This is a genomic window from Bradyrhizobium sp. LTSP857, from assembly GCF_000938285.1.
Classification (GTDB): Bacteria; Pseudomonadota; Alphaproteobacteria; order Rhizobiales; family Xanthobacteraceae; genus Bradyrhizobium.
In genome coordinates, this window is record NZ_JYMS01000049.1 from 514,459 (window position 1) to 531,587 (window position 17,129).

The following is a 17,129-nucleotide window of genomic DNA, read 5'->3' on the forward strand; positions in this document are numbered from 1 at the left end:
GCGATGACGGAAGGACGCCCGCGCAGCTTCTATGTTCTCGCGATCTTCTTCGCGGCTTATGTGCTGTTTCTCTACGGACCGATGATCGCGATCTACGTGCTGTCGTTCCAGGGACCACAGGGCGGCCTCACCTTCCCGATGAATGGCGTGTCGACCTTCTGGCTCCAAAAGTTATTCCAGGGCACCGGCATCGTCGATCTCGGCGCGGCCTTCCGCCGCTCGCTGCTGCTTGGCATCATCGTGATGGCTGTCACCGTCGTGCTGTCGGTCGCCGCCGGCATGGCCTTCCGCAGGAAGTTCAAGGCGCAGAGCATTTTGTTCTACTCGGCGATCGCGAGCCTCATCGTGCCCTCGATCATCACCTCGCTCGGGATCTCGCTTGAATTCCGCATCATCGACGATCTGATCAAGGCGCATTGGAACGAGAACTTCGAGACCTCGATGGGTCTGCTCACCTCCGGCCTCGGCGCGCATCTGACCTGGACGCTGCCGTTCGGCCTGCTCATCATGTTCGCGATCTTCAACCGCTTTGATCCGAGGCTCGAGGAAGCCGCGCGCGATCTCGGTGCGACGCCGTGGCAGGCCTTCCGCCATGTCGTGCTGCCGATCATCTTGCCTTCGGTGATCGGCATTGGACTGTTCGGCTTCACGCTGTCCTGGGACGAGCTCGCGCGCTCCAGCCAGGCGATCGGGGCGGTGAATACATTGCCGCTCGATCTCCAGGGCCTCACCACCACGGTGACGAACCCGGACATCTATGCGCTCGGCACCATCATCTCCGCAGTCTCCTTCGCGGTGATCACGCTTGCACTCGGCACCATCCACATGCTCAACAAGCGGCAGGCGGCCAAGGGCTCGGACGCCGGCAAAGGGCTTGTCTGACAAGGGGCCTGTCTGATCGCGATGCGACTTCACGTCGTCAATCCCAACACTACGGCGTCGATGACGGCGAAGATCGCCGCTGCGGCGCGCGCGATCGCGCTGCCCGACACCGTGATCGATGCGCGCCAGCCAACGATGGGCCCGGTCTCGATCGAGGGCTTTTACGACGAGGCCTTCGCCGTCCCCGGCATGCTCGGCTGCATCCGCGACGCCGACCGCGACGGCGCGGACGCCCACATCATCGCCTGCTTCGACGACACCGGTCTCGATGCTGCGCGCGCGGCCGCAAAGGCGCCGGTGATCGGCATTGGCGAGGCCGGCTTCCACATCGCGAGCCTGATCGCGGCGCGCTTCGCGGTGGTGACGACGCTCGGTGTCTCGATCGTGCCGATCGAACATAATCTGAGAAAGTACGGCCTCGCCGAGCGCTGCGCCCGCGTCCGCGCCGCCGAGGTCCCCGTGCTTGCGCTCGAGGAGCGCAACGCCGAGGCGCTCGCGAAAATCTCCACCGAGATCACGGCCGCGATCCGTGATGATCGCGCCGAGGCCATCGTGCTCGGCTGCGCCGGCATGGCGGATCTCGCGGCGGAGCTGGCCGACAAGCATGGCCTGCCCGTGGTCGATGGCGTGGCTGCAGCGGTGACGCTTGCCGAGGGGCTGGTCCGACTCGGGCTGATGACGTCACGGCTCGGCCCATATGCCGCGCCGCGTTCAAAAACCTATTCCGGCCCATTTTCGCCGTTTCAGCCCTGATTCCGTCCCCCGGCTTGGGGCGTTCAGAGGGCCAAAGGCCGGCCGATTACTGTTTTTTCGCCCGCAGCCTCTTTTTTGTCCCAATTGTTGCTGAAGGGTAACACTTTCGGGACGTCCCGGCCGCCTTGTTCTGCGTTCTCTGCGTTTCTTGGGCTGCCGGTCTTCGCCACTCACCAAGTTTCAATTTGGGTTTTGTCAGCGATGATCGATCTCGCCGAGGACGCACCGTCCAATCCCCTCCTTCGTCTTGGCGCCCAGCCGATCGCGCTGACCGCCGCGGCCCTTCTGCTCCTGATCGCCGGCGTCACCTCTATCGCGATCTGGCGCGCCTATACCGGCGCCGCACCAGAGACCGACCGGGTGGTCGCGTCACGGCAACTCCAGGCCCGCACGGCGCAGGCTTCCGAGCAACTCGTCGAAAAGACCAAGGGAATAGAGGCGACCCAGCAGGAATCGATCGACCAGCTCCAGGTCGTGCAGGACCAGCTTTTGACGATGAAGCGGCTGCTCGCGTCCCAACAGGCCGACACCAAGCGCCTGTCGGAGCAGGTCGCGACCCTGAACGAATCCATCGACGGGCTGCGGCAGTCCTTTGCCAGCGTCCGGGCCACCGAGGCCGATACGCCGTCGGTTACCCGGAGGAAACCGGCGCGCCACCATGCCAGCGTGCGTAAACGCGGCAAATCGCGCGGCTGATCGGCGGCGGCGCCTCCGCCTTTTATTTTCGCCACTTGTGAACTGGATCACACTCGTCCGTATGATTCCGCGCGATGCTCGCCGGTACCGGATGGCGTGAGCCGATTTCAATGTCCGGGGCTGGCAAGGTCGTTGACGGTATATTGCGTCAACGGCCTTGTTTTTTAATGGGTCCAGCTGGGCTTCAAAGCTACTCGCAGACCCCTTTACTCACAGACCTGAGCACGGCGGATGCGCCAGCCCCATTGGGTCATGACGCGCTTCCGCACGAGGTAGCACTGGGAGCCATAGCCGCCATCGTCATAGCCGGCGCCGTAGTAATAGGGGTCGCCATAGTAGGGGTAGCCGTAACCATAATAGCCCGCGCCCGCGATGCCGGCGCCGATCGCGATGCCAGGCCAGAAGCCGCCGCCGTGCCAGCCATGGCCCCAACCGCCACCGCCGCCCCAATGGCCGCCGCCCATATGGCCGCCTCCGCCGAAACCGCCCCGCGCCTGCGCCGCCTGGGGCGCTGCGAGAACGACTGCCGCGACGGCCAGTGCGGCCATGATCGTCTTGCGTAACATCACTCAACCCTCCGTGCGGACACGCTCCACACTTCACTACCGGATCAACCTAATGTCGTTGAGGCCTTCATGACAGGCGTGCTGGCTCACTTCCGCGAGAGCGTCAGCAGCCGCGGCAAATGCTCTTCATCTTCTTGTCGAGCAGGTGGTTTTCGGCATTGACGGTGGCATCGGCGTCGGGGTTCGTGCCCGAGCCGGCGCCGGTGGTGACACCGGGCGCGGTATTCGCCCCGGACGATTGGGCGGTGCCCAGGCTGTTGGTACCAGGCGCTGGCGCCGGCGCATTGGCAACGCCGCCGGTTGATCCGGTCGAGCCGGTCGAGCCGCCAGTCGTCTGCGCGAATGAAATGGCCGGCGTCGCGGCGAGAGCGAAGACCACGGTCAAGGTCTTGATCGAGGCAGTTGCGGACGATTTGGTCATCGGAAATTCTCCTTGCCCCATCAACGGCTGCGGCAAAGACAGGTTCCGGAACAAATCCCGTCACATCAGCTTGAAACAAGGAGGTAGCCACGATCATGCGCAAACTGATCGCGTTCGACGAGGATACGTTCGACAAGTTGAAGCAACTGGGGCGCGACCGGATGGCAACGTTTCAAGAGCTCGCGGATGAAGCCTTCGCCGACCTCCTGAAGAAGCACGGCATTCCCATCGACCTCAGAGACGCCTTGCGTAAGAGCGCGAGAGTCGACGGCGTGGCGGACAAAGCAGCGGCGCGCCCCAAAACCCGAAAGGCGAAATCACGATGACCGACCGCGATCCCTTTGCAGAGGGCGAACGCGCCGCGCGCGAAAACATTCCGGCAGAGGGCAATCCGTATCAGGATGGCAGCGCCGAGCACGCGCTGTGGGCGGCCGGTCATGAGAAGGTCGCGGGTACAATCGAAGCTCGCGAGTCCGAGGGGAGCTGAGCTCACCCGATCCGCTTCAGGCCTTTCTTGAAGCGCGGGCCGTTGGCGACATAGAACCTCGCCGCACTTCCCATCTTCTGCACCTGGGCGTCGTCAAGCGCGCGGATCACGCGCGCGGGCGAGCCGATGATCAGGGAGCGTTCGGGAAACTCCTTGCCCTCGGTGATGACGGAACCGGCGCCGACGATGCTGTTACGGCCGATCTTCGCGCCGTTCATCACGATCGAGCCCATGCCGACGAGTGCGCCTTCCTCGATGGTGCAGCCGTGCAGGATGACGTTGTGGCCGACCGTGCAGTTCTTCCCGATCACGAGCGGAAAGCCGAGATCGGTATGGCAGGTCGAGCCGTCCTGGACGTTGGCGCCCTCGCCGATCTCGATCCACTCATTGTCGCCACGCAGCACCGCGCCGAACCAGACGCTGGCGCCCGGCTTCAGGCGCACGCGGCCGATGACTGTGGCTGTCTCCGCGATGAAATAATTGCCGTCAGCGGGAAGGTCGGGCGCCTGCCCGTCGAGCTCGTAGATCGCCATGGAGGTCTCCTGTCAGGTGGACCCAGCCATAGCGAAACGGAGCAGAAGAGGCAAAGGGCCGCCTCACCTGGCAGCCCTGCAATGAGCGTCAGGCCAGGACGCCGGCCGCGCGCAGCGTCATCATGAAGAAGGTGCCGCTCATCATGCTCCAGAAGCCGGCGATGACGGTCGCCATCAGCACGAATTCGAAGCGTCGGCTCTCCACCCGCATCCCGCGCAGCGTGTTGCGCATGATGATGAAGGGCGCCGCGAACACCAGGAACGGCACCGCCGCAAATGTCTTCGGGGCCACGCCCTCCTGCAACAGCCCGAAACCGGCAGGCCGTTGCGACATCGCCTGGTATCCATTTGCGAGCGCGCCCGCGAGCGCGAAGCCGATGCAGATCGCGAACAAAGTATTGAGAGCTTCAGGTGTCATTGGAACAGTCCGCCCTTACGCAACGCCGGTATCTTGCTGTGACAAAAAGTGCCGGTTAACGCTACATTATCCTTAAGCGAAGGTTAACGGCGCCACCCGGCCCGCGCAGGGCCCTCTCCCGTTCCCGGTAGCCGGGAACCTTCCGCCAAATCGCCGCCGCATGGCATATTCGCCGTTGATTCGTCGGCCATCGGCCGACTCCGGGCTCATTTGCGCAACGTCATGACGGTGTTTTCAGCAGCCTCCTCCCCTCGCTCCTCCAGGACGCGCACCCGTGCGCACCTGGTCCCGTTCGTGCTCGTCGGCGTGTTCGCGGCAGGCGCAATCGCGCTGGTCGCCTATCTGCTGTGGCCGACCTGGAGCACGGGCGGCGCCAACGCCCCGGACAAGCTGCCGGTAAGCGTCGGCGGCACGCTGTTCAATCTGCCGACATCGGCGATCCGGATGAAGATCCAGCGGCACTCCGGACCGCAGGAGCGCATCGACGTCGATTTCCTTTATCCCTCGCTGGAGCCGCCGGGCACCCCGAAGCACGTCAGCGCCGACAGCGTCGACGCAGCGATGCAGCCGATCGACCGCATCTTCCTGTCGATCGCGGCGCATCACGATGCGCTCTCGCCCGAACAGCGAACAGCCACGATCTATCCGCGCTATCTCGACCAGGCTGCGACGACGCCGGAAGACGGTCTGACGATGCGGATGTTCCGCACTGACACGCCCTATGGCAACGAGGATCTGTATTCCGGGACGAGCCCCGCGCTCGCCGCGCGGTGCACGCGCGATGCGGCGACGCCCGGCATGTGCCTGTCCGAGCGCCGCGTCGACGGCGCCGACCTGACCTTCCGCTTTCCGCGGAGCTGGCTATCGCAGTGGCGCGACGTCGCGGAGGCGATGGACAAGCTGACGGTGCAGTTGCGCGGGCCAAGGGGGTGACGCGCAGCCCCTACGCCCCGTCGCGAGATCAGCTTGCCGGGACGGGCTGAAGCCTCCGAATAAAAAATGTCGAAAACAACCCCATGCACAGTAGCCAAGCATCGGCATCATCGATGCTTTCGTATTTTTCGAAAACCGGTTGCCCCGTCGGGCAAAACAGGGGCAAGATGGCATCATTGCAAGATCCCGTCAGCTGCCTCCCCCACCTCATAATCGTCGACGTTCAGGCGGCCGCGCCTGCGCGGGCCGGCAAAGCGCCGCGCTCGGCAAGTATCCGTGCGAACCGGTCGACATCCTCGGCGATGTTGAAAAGGCCGAAAGAAACGCGGATGCCGTCGCGCTCCGGAGACACGCGCACCTGCCGGCTGGCCAGATAATCGGCCCACTCGTCCGCCGGCAAATCCAGCACGTAGATGTGCGGCGAGCGATCGGCGCGGTCGCGCGGCCCCACGAGACGGATACCGAGATCATCCATGCGCTCGATCAGGTGGTCGCCGAGATCATAGAGGTGAGCTTCGATGGCGGATACACCGACGCTTTCGATGAGCGTCAGCGAAGCATCCAGCGCATGGATATCGGGCAGATTAAGGTTGCCGATCTCAAACCGCCCGGCGTCCGCCTTTGGCGTCATGTTGTCTGCGCGCGCAATGTAGTCGCCGGGCGGATGAGCGAGGCTGGACATGGCAAGATACGCCGGCTGGAGCTCGTCGAGCCCCTGCCGGCAATAGAGGATGCCGAGGCCCTGCGGCACCAGCAGCCCCTTGTGGCAGCCCGCCCCAATCAGACTTGCTCCGCTCGTCGCAGTATCAAGCGGAACGACACCGATCGACTGCATCGCGTCGATGACGAAATAGAGCCCGTTCTGCGCGCAGAACGCACCGATGCCGTCGATGTCGAAACGGTGCCCCGCGTGAAAGGTCACGTGCGAGAGCGAGATTGCACGCGTGCGGGCATCGATGTGGGGCGCGAACATCTCGGCGCGCGCTGTCTCACCCGTCATCGGCACAAAGCGCACCTCGACTCCCTTGCGTCGCAGATTAAGAAAGGCATAGGCGTTGTTGGGATGGTCCCCTTCGACCAGGAGCACATTGTCGCCCGCCGCCAGCGGCAATGCGTTGGCGGCAATGTTCATGCCCTCGGACGTGTTCTTGGTGAAGGCGATCTCGGCCGGCGCGGCATTGAGGAGCTTCGCGACCCGGGCACGAACCTGCTCGACCCGGTCGAGCCAGACCGGCTTCGGGCCCGCCATTTCACTGCCTTCCCGATAAAACCCGAGCAACGCCTCGCGAACGCTGGTGGCGAGCGGCGTCTGGTGAGCGGAATCGAGATAGAGCAAGCGCTCGGTCACGGGAAACTGGCTGCGGACCGCAGCAACGTCGTAGTGGCGACTCATGGTGAACGGCTCCGCGTGCGGGATCAATCGACGAAGGACGGAATGGGGTGGGCGTCGGCCAGATCTTTCAGCCTGCGCAGCCGCGCGCGATCGACGGAGGCGCTTGGGCCGGCTCGTAAGATCTCCGCAACTTCACGACCGAGTGTCCTCGCCTCGGCGATATCGAAGCCGCGGATCGTCAGCGCAACGCTGCCGAACCGGAACGCGGTACGTGGTTCGCCGGCTTGCCCCGGCGCACGCATGGCGTTGCCGATAACACCATACCCACCGAGCCCCGCGACCAATTCCGGCTGCGTCCAACTCTCGCCGGTGTAAGCCATGATCATGTGCGAGTCCGTGCCTCCGGTGTAGAGCTCGATGCCGCCCTCCTCCAGGCCCGCACCGAAAGCCTTTGCATTCGCGACGACGTCGCGCATGAGCTGCGCAAAGGCCGGGCGGGTAATCATCTCCATCTGCACGGCCCGCGCCGCGATCATGTTCGAGGCTGCCGGCCCTTGCAGGCCGGGATAGATGGCGGCGTCGATGGCGGCGCCGAAGCGCTCTTTGGCGAAAACAAACGCGCCATTGCGTGGTCCGCACAATGTCTTCTGCGTCGAGGTCGTGGAAACGTCGGAGAACGGAACGGGGTTGGCATGGAGGCCGGCCGCGATCAGCCCTGCAACATGTGCAATGTCGGAGAAAAGGAGCGCGCCGACCTCGTCGGCGATATTCTTCAATCCGGCGAAGTCGATCTCGCGCGGGTACGAAGACGGGCCGGCAAGCAAGACATGCGGTCTCATCTTGCGCGCGAGGTCGCGGGTCTGGTCCAGATCGACGGCGCCAGCGCGGGTTACACCGAAGGAGACGACCTCGCGGTTCGCGCCGGTGATATGGCGCATGGCGCCGTGACTAACATGGCCACCGGCGAGCTCGTCGAAGGTGAGCAACCGGGCGCTTTCGGCAGGCAGGATCGCGCGCAGGACGGCGACGTTGGCGATGGTCGAAGACAGCGCCTGCACGTTGACGTATTCGGCGCGGAAGATCGCCTTCGCCCGATCGATGGCGAGGTTCTCGATCGCGTCGAGTTCTTCGGAATTGGCGACGCTGCGACGGCCAGGCAGACCCATCGGCGCACGGTTGACGAGGTGGGTTCCTTCGATCTGTCGCAGGCCGAGCGGTGCATAGGAGGCCGAAGCGATCATGTTGAGGGACTGCGTCTCCCTTTTGCGGTCCTGGTCGATCAGCGCGACGACGTCCGCTCCGAGCTGCCGGGAGTCGGCCTCAAAGAAGTTGTCCCGGCTGCGGTGAGTTGAATGGGCCGGAATAGAGCCCGCTGAAAGTGACATCGGTCATCCTCTTCTATGTGGTCGGAAATGCGCTCGTTCCGCGAGCACGAAGGACGGTTTCGTCAGTGCCGAAGCACGCGTGACAGGAAGGTTCGGGTTCGTTCGTGCGTCGGCCGGTCGAAGATCTCCGCCGGCGTGCCTATTTCCAGGATGCGTCCGTGATCGATGTACACGACGCGATCGGCCACCTCGCGGGCGAAACCCATCTCGTGGGTCACGATCATCATGGTCATGCCCTCGCGAGCGAGTCCGCGCATGACGTCAAGCACCTCGCCGACCATTTCGGGGTCGAGGGCCGAGGTCGGCTCGTCGAACAGCATGATATGCGGCGCCATCGCCAGCGACCGAGCAATTGCGACACGTTGTTGTTGACCGCCAGAAAGCTGATCCGGAAACTTGTGGGCGTGGTCGCGCAGTCCGACCCTCTCGAGCAGGCGCAACGCATTCGCCTTCGCTTCGTCGGGCGTGTGGCCGCGAACACGGATCGGCGCAATTGCGACGTTGTCGAGCGCGCTCATATGCGGAAAGAGATTGAACTGCTGAAACACCATGCCGACGCCCTTGCGGATCCTGGCCAATTCCCTCTCGCCGCCGATCTCACGATCAGCCTCCGTCGGCATGTCGAATCCGTCGACGGTCAGGCGCCCGCTCTGGTACATCTCCAGACCGTTGACACAGCGGATCAAGGTCGATTTCCCGGAGCCGCTGGCACCGATGATGACGACGACCTCGCCGCGCCCGACGTCGAGATCGACATCCTTCAGGACATGGAACGCCCCAAAGAACTTGTTGAGGCGAGCGATTCCGACGATGACATCGCGCGAAATCGTGGCCGCTGGAACCTGAATGGCGTTCATCGCGATCCCCTTGCGAGATGGGTTTCGAGTCGGCGCGAGGCGTAGGTGATCGCCCCGCCGATGGCGAGATAGACGGCGAAAAGGAAGACGTAGATCTCGTAGGTCCGGCCGCTGTTCTGCGGATCGGCGAGAATCATCTGGCCGGCGCGCAGGAAGTCGGTCAGGCCGATAATGAAGACCAGCGTCGCGCCGTTGAAGATGTCGAGGATCTGTCCGACCAGCGAAGGAACGACAACCCGCAGCGCCTGCGGCAGGACGATGTCGACATTGAGCGTCCAGCCGCTCATGGCGAGCGAACGCGCCGCCTCGATCTGCCCCTTGGGCACGGCCTGAAGTCCGCTGCGGACATACTCCGCGACATAGGCCGCAAAGAAGAGCGCAAAGCCGGCCATCCCGCGCAGCAGCCCCGGGACGGACGTATCCGGCGCCAGCAGCGGCACGATGATCCAGATCCAGTAGACGACGAGGATCAACGGCACCGACCGCATCGTCTCGATATAGGCGGTCGAAATCAGGCGCAGGCTGGTGATGCGGCTCTGCCGGCCGAGCGCGAGCAAGATTCCGAAGGGCAAGGTCAGGATCGAGACCGCGATCGTCAGGACGACGCTGAGCAGCAGACCGCCCCAGACGTCGAAGCCCGGCGGCGAGAGCACGACGAAGATTGCGACCACGCCCGCGAGAAGTCCGGACAGGACGAGGCGCTGGTCCAGAGCCGAACGATGGACACCGCACCATGCAGCAACGCCGAGCGCAGCACTGCCGGCAGCAAGCATGCCCGAATGCGCGTCGATCGCGACCGCGACCATGACACCGGTCAGCGTCACGGCCAATGCGACGACCGTCAGCGCGGCTCGCCCCGGGCGAACCGAAAGGCCGAGGCCCGCGCCGAACATCGCGCAGAGCGTTGCGACGGAGAACCATGCCCGCCACAACTGATCGGCGGGATATATGCCGGTCATCAGCACCTTGAAGCTGCCGCCAACGACTTGCCAATGCGCCTGGACCAGCACCCAGTACACAAAGGCATAGACCGCCCAGGCCAGCAGCGGGATGACGACAAGCGACAGCGCGGCATCGAACGGCTTGGCGAAGAGATTGCGGTGGACCCACCGCAGCGCGACCGTGGTCATCGCATCCTCCGTCCATTGACGCGCGCGTTGACGCCATTCACGCAGCCGCTGATGATCCAGCTCAGCGCGAGATAGGTCAGCATCACGATCACGACGCCTTCGAGATTCCGCCCGGTCTGGTTCGAGACAGTACCGTAGACGTTGAACAGGTCGGGAAAGCCGATGGCGATCCCGAGCGAGGTATCCTTGGTCAAGCTGATGTAGCGGTTGGCGAGCGACGGCAGGACGATCCGAAATACCTGAGGAAGGATGATGTCGCGCAGCGTGTGGGAACGCGACAATCCAAGCGAGGCAGACGCCTCCCATTGTCCCTTTGGCAAGGACTCGATCGCGCCGCGGACGATCTCGGCGACATAGGCGGAGCTGTTGACGACGATCGCAAGGAGGAGCGCCGTCATTTCCGGTGAGATGGCAAAGCCTCCGCGCGCGCCGAACCGGGTCGCGACTGGAAGGTCAAGGCCAAGGGGAAAACCGATGAAGGCGGCTGCAATCAGGGCCGAGATCGCCGCCGCCAGGAGGATCAACCGAAGTCGCAGTCCGCGCAGAACCACGCAGGCGGCAACGAAAGCGAAGGCCGCGGCGAGCAATCCCCACGACGCAACGCCTGCGCGCTCGGAAATCGCAAGGCCAGGAAAGAATACACCCGAACGACTGGCGAGAAGGCCGCCGAACCAATTCGAAGCGGCGTTGGCCGGAGGAAACCGCAGCACCACCGCGAAGTACCAGAACACGATCTGGATCAGCAGCGGTGTGTTGCGTATCGCTTCGACCAGCCCAAAGCAGAGGTTGCGCACCAGCCAGTTCGTCGAGAGCCGGCCGACGCCGACCAGCGTACCGAACAATGTGCAGAGGACGATCGCCGAGAGGGCGACCTTGAGCGAATTCCAAAGGCCCGCCAGCAGCGCCTGCAGATTGGTTTGCGTGGGAGAGAAAAGCTCCAAAACCAGCCAATTGCCCTCACGTGAGGGCACGAAGCCTTCACTGAGACTGAAATTCGCGACGTTGCCGAGATAGCCGAACGAGAACTGGATGCCCTTGCGGGCGAGCGCCTCACGGACCGCAAGGCCAAGCCAGATAACGAGCCCAGCCACCACGATGACGATCGCAGCCTGCAATAGCCATTTGGACGCGATCAGCAGGCCGCGACGCGCCGGCGGGATGCTGTGATATTCGACAATCTGCGTGGTCACGACGCCCTCCCGAGATCGAGGCGAGCCTGTCGGCTCGCCCATGACCATGTGGCTCAGTTCCACGGAGGCGAGTACTCGGCACCGCCCTTGGTCCACATCGCGTTGGGCGTGCCGGCACGATCGATGAAATAGGGTGTCTTCGGTCCAAGGTTCCGGTCGTAGATCTCGCCGTAATTTCCGACCGACTTGATCATGCTGGCGACGAAATCGTCGGCGACGCCGAAATCCTTGCCGAAGCCGTCCTTCACGCCGAGGAATTTCTGCACGAAAGCGGTCTCGTCCTTCTGCCTGTCGGCCAGATTGGCCGTCGTGATGTCCCATTCTTCCGCCTGGAACAGCGCGAACGTTGCCCAGCGCAGGAGATTGCGCCATCTGGAATCGTTGGCGATGACGAAACCGGCGAACGGCGACTTATTCAGCGTCTCGGGCAGGATCGTGAAGTCGTCCGGCTTGGGCGAGTTGCCACGCCAGGCTGCAAGCGCAGATTTGTCCGTCGACATCGCGTTACAGCGATCGCCCTGAAGCGCGCCAAACAGCTTCTCGAGATTCTCGAAAGTGAGCACCTTGGTGGTCTTGAAACCGCGCACGCGGACGAAGCTGGCGAGCGTGGCTTCGGTGCCGGAGCCCTGCGTCGTGCAGATCGTCGCGCCGTCCAGCTCCGCAACGGATTTCACGCCGGATGCCGACTTCACCATCATGCCGGTGCCGTCGTAGAAACTGATCGGCAGGAAATCGATACCGATGGCGGATTCGCGCACCGGCTTGATGGTCGTGTGCGCAAAGACGACATCGGCCTGTCCGGTCTGCAAGGCGTTAAAGCGACTCTTGTCGGTGACGATGACGAAGTTGACCTTGCTGGCATCGCCGAGAACGGCAGCGGCCATCGCGCGGCAGAAATCGGCATCTAATCCTTCGATCTTGCCGGTCTTGGTGTTGAGGTAGCCGAAGCCAGGGGCCGTGTTGTCGGTGCCGCAGTTCAGGATGCCGCGCTGCTTGACGTTGTCGAGGACGGAGGCGGATGCACCGCTCGCCCACAGCGATGCTGCGACAAGCGCAGCGACCAGGAATTTGGAACGAGCCATCTGAGAACCCCTCTTTGCCTGTTGTCGTCCAACGCGTGTCAGCCGGGACTTGGGATGTGCTCCTCTTGTGAACACCCGAACTGCTCTGGGGAATGAGGCTACAGCCGCAAAACAATTCTGGTCTACTTAATTAATTTCGCGATATACATTAGATAATATGCATGATTGTGTTCTGGGCACTTGTTGGAGCTAACGAATGGATTTCGCCCGACTCCGCACGCTTCGTGAGCTTTCGCTGCGAAAAACAATGGCAGCAGTAGCCGAAGCCTTGCTGATCTCTCCATCAGCCGTTTCGCAGCAGATCGCGCAGCTTGAGGACGAAACGGGGACTGAATTGGTGGAACGCAGAGGCCGCGGTGTACGGCTCACGCCGGCGGGACAGCGACTCGCCGACCACGCGGGGCGGGTCATCGGCATCCTGGAGGAAGCAAAGACCGATCTCGCGGAGCTCAAGAAGACCGTCGCTGGCGAGCTGCGCGTCGCGGCATTTCCTTCTGTCGCCGCATCTCTCATCCCGCCGACGATCCGGGCGATGTCGGCTCGCTTCCCCGATCTGGCGACAATATTCGAGGAGCTGGAGCCTGACGACAGCTTGGCCGCCCTGCGAGCCTGGCAGACGGACGTCGCGATTGTCGACGACCTGACCACTTCGGCCGGCCTCTCGGAGACGCAGGTCGAGATGCTGCATCTTCTCGACGACCACCTCCATGTTCTGCTGCCGCGCGACCATCCGCTGGCCGAGCGACCTCATCTCACTTTGCCGGAGTTGGCAACAGAGCGATGGGTCCTCGATACGACGTCGGCCACCTATTCCGACGTGATCGTCGGCGCGTGTCGCGATGCCGGATTCGATCCCATCATCAATGCCCGCTGCCACAGTTTTGAGGTGGTCCGGGCGATGGTCGAGGCGAGCTGCTCGGTTTCGATTAACCCCGGGCTACGCGGGCGCGACCATATCGGCACCTTACGTCTCAAGGAGATCCGGCCGATCATCACACGGCGGATATTCGTAGCCTTTCGCACCGGTGAAAGACGCAATCCGGCGATCGCTGAATTCGTCAACGAGCTTCGAGCCGTGGTGACGTCGATGACGGGTTCGCGGAGCTGACGCGCAGCTCGCTTGCGCGGTATTGACCGGCTGATAGGCTCGTCACCGGCATATCAAGCGCGGTGATCGACGTGACCGATGCGGCAGCAAACCCGCCACCTGGCGCCCAACTCCTGGGACGCGAATGGATCGGCTTTGACGAGAGCGGGCATGCCCTGATCCGCTTCCAGGCTCAGCCCGCGTTCACCAACAGGCACGGGACGATCCAGGGCGGATTCCTTGCCGCGATGCTGGACTCCGCCACCGGGATTTGCGCTCTCGCGGACCTGTCGCCTGACCTGACCGTGGTTACAAGGAGCCTCGACACGCGCTTCCTGAAACCTGCGGCGGTTGGAGAAATCCAGGCACGGGCGCGGGTGACCGAACGGACGGAGCGCGACATGGTCGTGCAAGCCGAACTGATCGATGCGGAGGGCATCACGGTCGCCGACGCAACGGCGCGGCTGCGCATTCTTGCAAAGAAATAGAGCGATGGGGTCGCGCTCGCGGCCCCATCGAGCGGCACGATCGCCGAACTACTCCTGATCGACGAGATCGTCTTCGAGGATCGCCATCTGGAACTGGAACGAGCGATCATCGTCCTCGTCGTCGACGAAGAGCACGCCGATGAACTCCTCGCCGATATAGACCTCGGCGGAATCATCCTTCTTCGGCCGCGGCACGACGCGGATCTTGGGATTGCCGAATACGCGCTTCAGATACGCGTCGAGCTTCCTTACTTCCTTGACGTCCACGGCAAGTCTCCAATCGAAATCTGGGTTGGCGGGGTTTTAGGACGAGACGCGACGAACCGCCAGCATGAATTGCCAAAGAATTTGGGGACGAAACGGGCCGGAAAATCCAGCCCTCCTCGCAATCTAAAGTCCCATGGCGTTGATCATCTGATCCATGGTGCGCGACGGCTCGGCGCAGCCGGCCTCGCCGACGATCTTGGCGGGCACGCCTGCGACGGTGACGTTATGCGGTACCGGCTTCACCACGACCGAGCCGGCGGCGATGCGCGCGCAATGGCCGATCTCGATGTTGCCGAGGATTTTTGCACCGGCACCGATCAGGACGCCGTGGCGGATCTTGGGATGACGGTCCTCGTTCTCCTTGCCGGTGCCGCCGAGCGTGACGCCATGCAGGATCGAGACGTCGTCCTCGATCACCGCCGTCTCGCCGCAGACGAAGCCGGTGGCGTGGTCGAGGAAGATACCGCGGCCGATCCGCGCGGCGGGATTGATGTCGGTCTGGAACACCGCAGAGGCGCGGCTCTGGAGATAATACGCAAAATCCTTGCGGCCCTTCAGATAGAGCCAGTGCGCGAGCCGATGAGTCTGGATCGCGTGAAAGCCCTTGAAGTAGAGCAAGGGATCGATGAAGCGCGAGGTCGCCGGATCGCGGTCGTAGACGGCGACGAGATCGGCGCGGAAGGCATTGCCGAGATCGGGATCATCGCGCAGCGCCTCGTCAAAGGTCTGGCGTACGAGATCGCCCGATAGCGCGGCATGATCGAGCCGGTCGGCGACACGATGGATCACCGAATCTTCCAGGCGGCTGTGATGCAGCACCGTCGAATAGATGAAGGTCGCAAGCTCCGGCTCGCGATGGACGATGTCCTCCGCTTCGCCCCGGATCCGGTCCCAGATCGGATCGAGCGATGCGAGCTTTCCTCCCGGATTGACCTGATGCACTGCCATGGGATCTGCTCTTTCGAATTGGCTCGTTTGGCTGACTCTATAACACAGTCTAGGCGACAAAGTCCCGACGGGCTTGCCTGAGAGTGAACAGCGTGTTGCCCCGCGAAAGCACGCCAACGCTTTGAAACACAACAGCTTCTTCTGACGCCCCCAAGCGGCAAGGTCGGCTCAAAATGGTCAGGGTTTTGCCAAATTCAAGCCGGGCGGCGTCAAACTATTGGTGAATTTCGTCTCAACGGTTATTGCGGGCATGGTCGTGAGCGACGACGGAGCAGATTTGAGCATCACCACCGATCAATTGCGCGCGCGCGGCGCGGGCTCGTTCTGGCTGCGGCTCGCCGCGGTGGCCCTCCCCCTCCTGATGATCGCGCCGGCGTTCTGGAACGGCTATCCCCTGCTCCAATGGGATACCGGCGGCTATCTGGCGCGCTGGTACGAGGGCTATCTCGTGCCAAGCCGCTCCACCGTGTTCGGCCTCTATCTGCACTATGGCGAAAGCTACGGCTTTTGGATCAACCTCGCGATCCAGTCACTCGCAACGCTGTGGCTGTTGCAGCTCACTTTGCGCGTGCTCGGGCTGATGCAGACGTTCCGCTTCGTGGCGATCAGTCTCTTGCTGATCCTGTCGACGGCGCTGCCCTGGCTCGCCAGCATGCTGCTCACCGACATCTTTGCGGGACTGTCGGTGCTGTCGCTGTTTCTCCTGGTCGTCGGCGGAAGCCGGATCTCGGCGATCGAAAAGGTCGCGCTGTTCGTCTTCACTGCCTTTGCCGCGGCAACCCACAGCGCCACGCTCGGCGTGCTGCTCGGGCTCTGCGCCGTCGGCTGGATGATGCGGCCGTTTCTCAGGACCCGCCTGCCGCTCGCCGGATTGACGCAGGCAAGCCTGACCATCGTTGTTGGCGGCCTGATGCTGGTATCGGCGAACCATGCGCTGTCGGGCAAATGGGCATGGACACCCGGCGGCTACGGCGTCGCCTTCGGCCGTATGATGCAGGACGGCATCGTCGCGCGTTATCTTGGCGATCACTGCCCAAGCGAGAACTTCAAGCTGTGTCCCTATCGCAACCAATTGCCGGCGACCGCCGACGAGTTCCTGTGGGGCACGAGCATGTTCAACACGCTCGGCCGGTTCGAGGGCATGAATGACGAGATGAGCTACATCGTCGTGCATTCGCTCGCGGACTATCCGGCCTGGCAGGCCGGCGCGGCCTTGAGGGCGATGGGGCAGCAATTGCTGCATGTCGCGACCGGCGAAGGCACCAGCGGCTGGATTCCGCACACCTACGGCATCATCGAGCAGTACATCCCGGAGCAGGTGGCACCGATGCGCGCGGCGCGCCAGCAGCAATGGGGTGTTGATTTCGAGTACGTCAACTTGCTGCACGTTCCCGTCGCGCTCGTCTCGATGCTGGCGCTGGTCGCGCTGCTCGCGCATTCGCTGGCGAACCGCAGGCTGGACGACCTGACGCTGCTGGCGGCGACCGTCACGCTGGCGCTGCTCGGCAACGCCTTCATCTGCGCCGTCATCTCCGGTCCACACGACCGCTACGGCGCGCGGATGGTGTGGGTTGCGACCTTCGTGGTGCTGATGGCGCTCGTGCGTGCGTTCGGCGACGACGGGTCTAAAGCGCGATGAGATCGCGCTTTAGGTTGTTGTTTAAGCATGATCT

At 63.3% G+C, this 17,129-nt stretch carries 21 protein-coding genes; 9 read left to right on the plus strand and 12 right to left on the minus strand.

What is annotated here, in order from left to right:
* Positions 1 to 3 precede the first annotated feature (3 nt).
* The 3 genes from UP06_RS35840 (at position 4) to UP06_RS35850 (ending at position 2,331) form a co-directional block, all read left to right on the plus strand.
* Positions 4 to 882 carry an ABC transporter permease gene (locus tag UP06_RS35840; RefSeq protein WP_045008372.1) on the plus strand — a complete coding sequence of 293 codons (879 nt, stop codon included), beginning with the start codon at positions 4 to 6 and terminating at the stop codon, positions 880 to 882.
* 21 nt (positions 883 to 903) lie between these two features.
* Positions 904 to 1,635 (plus strand): aspartate/glutamate racemase family protein, encoded by a 732-nt coding sequence (locus UP06_RS35845; RefSeq protein WP_045008373.1) that lies wholly within the window; start codon positions 904 to 906, stop codon positions 1,633 to 1,635.
* A 201-nt stretch (positions 1,636 to 1,836) separates the two neighbouring features.
* A complete protein-coding gene (locus tag UP06_RS35850; RefSeq protein ID WP_045008374.1) occupies positions 1,837 to 2,331 on the plus strand; it encodes a hypothetical protein in 495 nt (164 codons plus the stop codon).
* Between the two features lie 206 nt (positions 2,332 to 2,537).
* Here the strand turns inward: UP06_RS35850 and UP06_RS35855 are convergent, their stop codons facing one another.
* Positions 2,538 to 2,897, minus strand: coding sequence for a hypothetical protein (locus tag UP06_RS35855; protein WP_045008375.1), 360 nt, complete (start codon positions 2,895 to 2,897; stop codon positions 2,538 to 2,540).
* Between the two features lie 103 nt (positions 2,898 to 3,000).
* Entirely contained in the window at positions 3,001 to 3,318 is a 318-nt protein-coding gene (locus tag UP06_RS35860) for a hypothetical protein (protein WP_050032560.1), read from the minus strand.
* Positions 3,319 to 3,413: 95 nt separating this feature from the next.
* On the opposite strand from UP06_RS35860, the gene UP06_RS35865 reads away from it, so the two are divergent.
* Together UP06_RS35865 and UP06_RS41785 are read left to right on the plus strand one after the other, a co-directional pair.
* Positions 3,414 to 3,644, plus strand: coding sequence for a hypothetical protein (locus UP06_RS35865; protein WP_045008376.1), 231 nt, complete (start codon positions 3,414 to 3,416; stop codon positions 3,642 to 3,644).
* Positions 3,641 to 3,805, plus strand: coding sequence for a hypothetical protein (locus UP06_RS41785; RefSeq protein WP_197087460.1), 165 nt, complete (start codon positions 3,641 to 3,643; stop codon positions 3,803 to 3,805). Before UP06_RS35865 ends, UP06_RS41785 begins: the two co-directional genes overlap by 4 nt.
* Positions 3,806 to 3,807: 2 nt before the next feature.
* Here the strand turns inward: UP06_RS41785 and UP06_RS35870 are convergent, their stop codons facing one another.
* Both UP06_RS35870 and UP06_RS35875 read right to left on the minus strand, forming a co-directional pair.
* On the minus strand, positions 3,808 to 4,338 hold the full coding sequence (locus UP06_RS35870; RefSeq protein WP_045008377.1) for a gamma carbonic anhydrase family protein: 531 nt from the start codon (positions 4,336 to 4,338) through the stop codon (positions 3,808 to 3,810).
* 88 nt (positions 4,339 to 4,426) lie between these two features.
* Positions 4,427 to 4,756 (minus strand): DUF6949 family protein, encoded by a 330-nt coding sequence (locus UP06_RS35875; RefSeq protein ID WP_045008378.1) that lies wholly within the window; start codon positions 4,754 to 4,756, stop codon positions 4,427 to 4,429.
* Positions 4,757 to 4,978: 222 nt separating this feature from the next.
* Here UP06_RS35875 and UP06_RS35880 point away from each other — a divergent pair, with 222 nt between their 5' ends.
* Positions 4,979 to 5,689, plus strand: a complete 711-nt coding sequence (locus tag UP06_RS35880; protein ID WP_045008814.1) for a hypothetical protein — start codon at positions 4,979 to 4,981, stop codon at positions 5,687 to 5,689.
* 223 nt (positions 5,690 to 5,912) lie between these two features.
* On the opposite strand, the gene UP06_RS35885 is transcribed toward UP06_RS35880, so the two are convergent.
* From UP06_RS35885 to UP06_RS35910, 6 genes are all read right to left on the minus strand, one after another.
* The gene (locus UP06_RS35885) at positions 5,913 to 7,082 is read right to left on the minus strand and encodes an aminotransferase class V-fold PLP-dependent enzyme (protein WP_050032635.1); all 1,170 of its coding nucleotides are present in this window, start codon (positions 7,080 to 7,082) and stop codon (positions 5,913 to 5,915) included.
* Between the two features lie 23 nt (positions 7,083 to 7,105).
* Positions 7,106 to 8,407 carry a serine hydroxymethyltransferase gene (gene glyA / locus UP06_RS35890; protein ID WP_050032562.1) on the minus strand — a complete coding sequence of 434 codons (1,302 nt, stop codon included), beginning with the start codon at positions 8,405 to 8,407 and terminating at the stop codon, positions 7,106 to 7,108.
* Positions 8,408 to 8,469: 62 nt separating this feature from the next.
* Entirely contained in the window at positions 8,470 to 9,264 is a 795-nt protein-coding gene (locus UP06_RS35895; RefSeq protein ID WP_045008380.1) for an amino acid ABC transporter ATP-binding protein, read from the minus strand.
* The gene (locus tag UP06_RS35900) at positions 9,261 to 10,394 is read right to left on the minus strand and encodes an amino acid ABC transporter permease (RefSeq protein WP_045008381.1); all 1,134 of its coding nucleotides are present in this window, start codon (positions 10,392 to 10,394) and stop codon (positions 9,261 to 9,263) included. Before UP06_RS35900 ends, UP06_RS35895 begins: the two co-directional genes overlap by 4 nt.
* Positions 10,391 to 11,584: an ABC transporter permease subunit gene (locus UP06_RS35905; RefSeq protein WP_050032563.1), complete on the minus strand. Its 1,194-nt coding sequence runs from the start codon at positions 11,582 to 11,584 to the stop codon at positions 10,391 to 10,393. Before UP06_RS35905 ends, UP06_RS35900 begins: the two co-directional genes overlap by 4 nt.
* A gap of 53 nt (positions 11,585 to 11,637) precedes the next feature.
* Positions 11,638 to 12,666 (minus strand): transporter substrate-binding domain-containing protein, encoded by a 1,029-nt coding sequence (locus UP06_RS35910; protein WP_045008382.1) that lies wholly within the window; start codon positions 12,664 to 12,666, stop codon positions 11,638 to 11,640.
* A 196-nt stretch (positions 12,667 to 12,862) separates the two neighbouring features.
* Between UP06_RS35910 and UP06_RS35915 the strand changes: the two genes are divergently transcribed.
* Entirely contained in the window at positions 12,863 to 13,774 is a 912-nt protein-coding gene (locus UP06_RS35915; RefSeq protein WP_045008383.1) for a LysR family transcriptional regulator, read from the plus strand.
* 62 nt (positions 13,775 to 13,836) lie between these two features.
* Positions 13,837 to 14,241 carry a PaaI family thioesterase gene (locus UP06_RS35920; protein ID WP_045008384.1) on the plus strand — a complete coding sequence of 135 codons (405 nt, stop codon included), beginning with the start codon at positions 13,837 to 13,839 and terminating at the stop codon, positions 14,239 to 14,241.
* Positions 14,242 to 14,289: 48 nt separating this feature from the next.
* Here the strand turns inward: UP06_RS35920 and UP06_RS35925 are convergent, their stop codons facing one another.
* Entirely contained in the window at positions 14,290 to 14,508 is a 219-nt protein-coding gene (locus UP06_RS35925) for a DUF3126 family protein (RefSeq protein ID WP_007602550.1), read from the minus strand.
* 123 nt (positions 14,509 to 14,631) lie between these two features.
* On the minus strand, positions 14,632 to 15,456 hold the full coding sequence (cysE, locus tag UP06_RS35930; protein ID WP_045008385.1) for a serine O-acetyltransferase: 825 nt from the start codon (positions 15,454 to 15,456) through the stop codon (positions 14,632 to 14,634).
* A 277-nt stretch (positions 15,457 to 15,733) separates the two neighbouring features.
* Here cysE and UP06_RS35935 point away from each other — a divergent pair, with 277 nt between their 5' ends.
* Positions 15,734 to 17,095 (plus strand): hypothetical protein, encoded by a 1,362-nt coding sequence (locus UP06_RS35935; protein WP_045008817.1) that lies wholly within the window; start codon positions 15,734 to 15,736, stop codon positions 17,093 to 17,095.
* Positions 17,096 to 17,129: the final 34 nt, after the last annotated feature.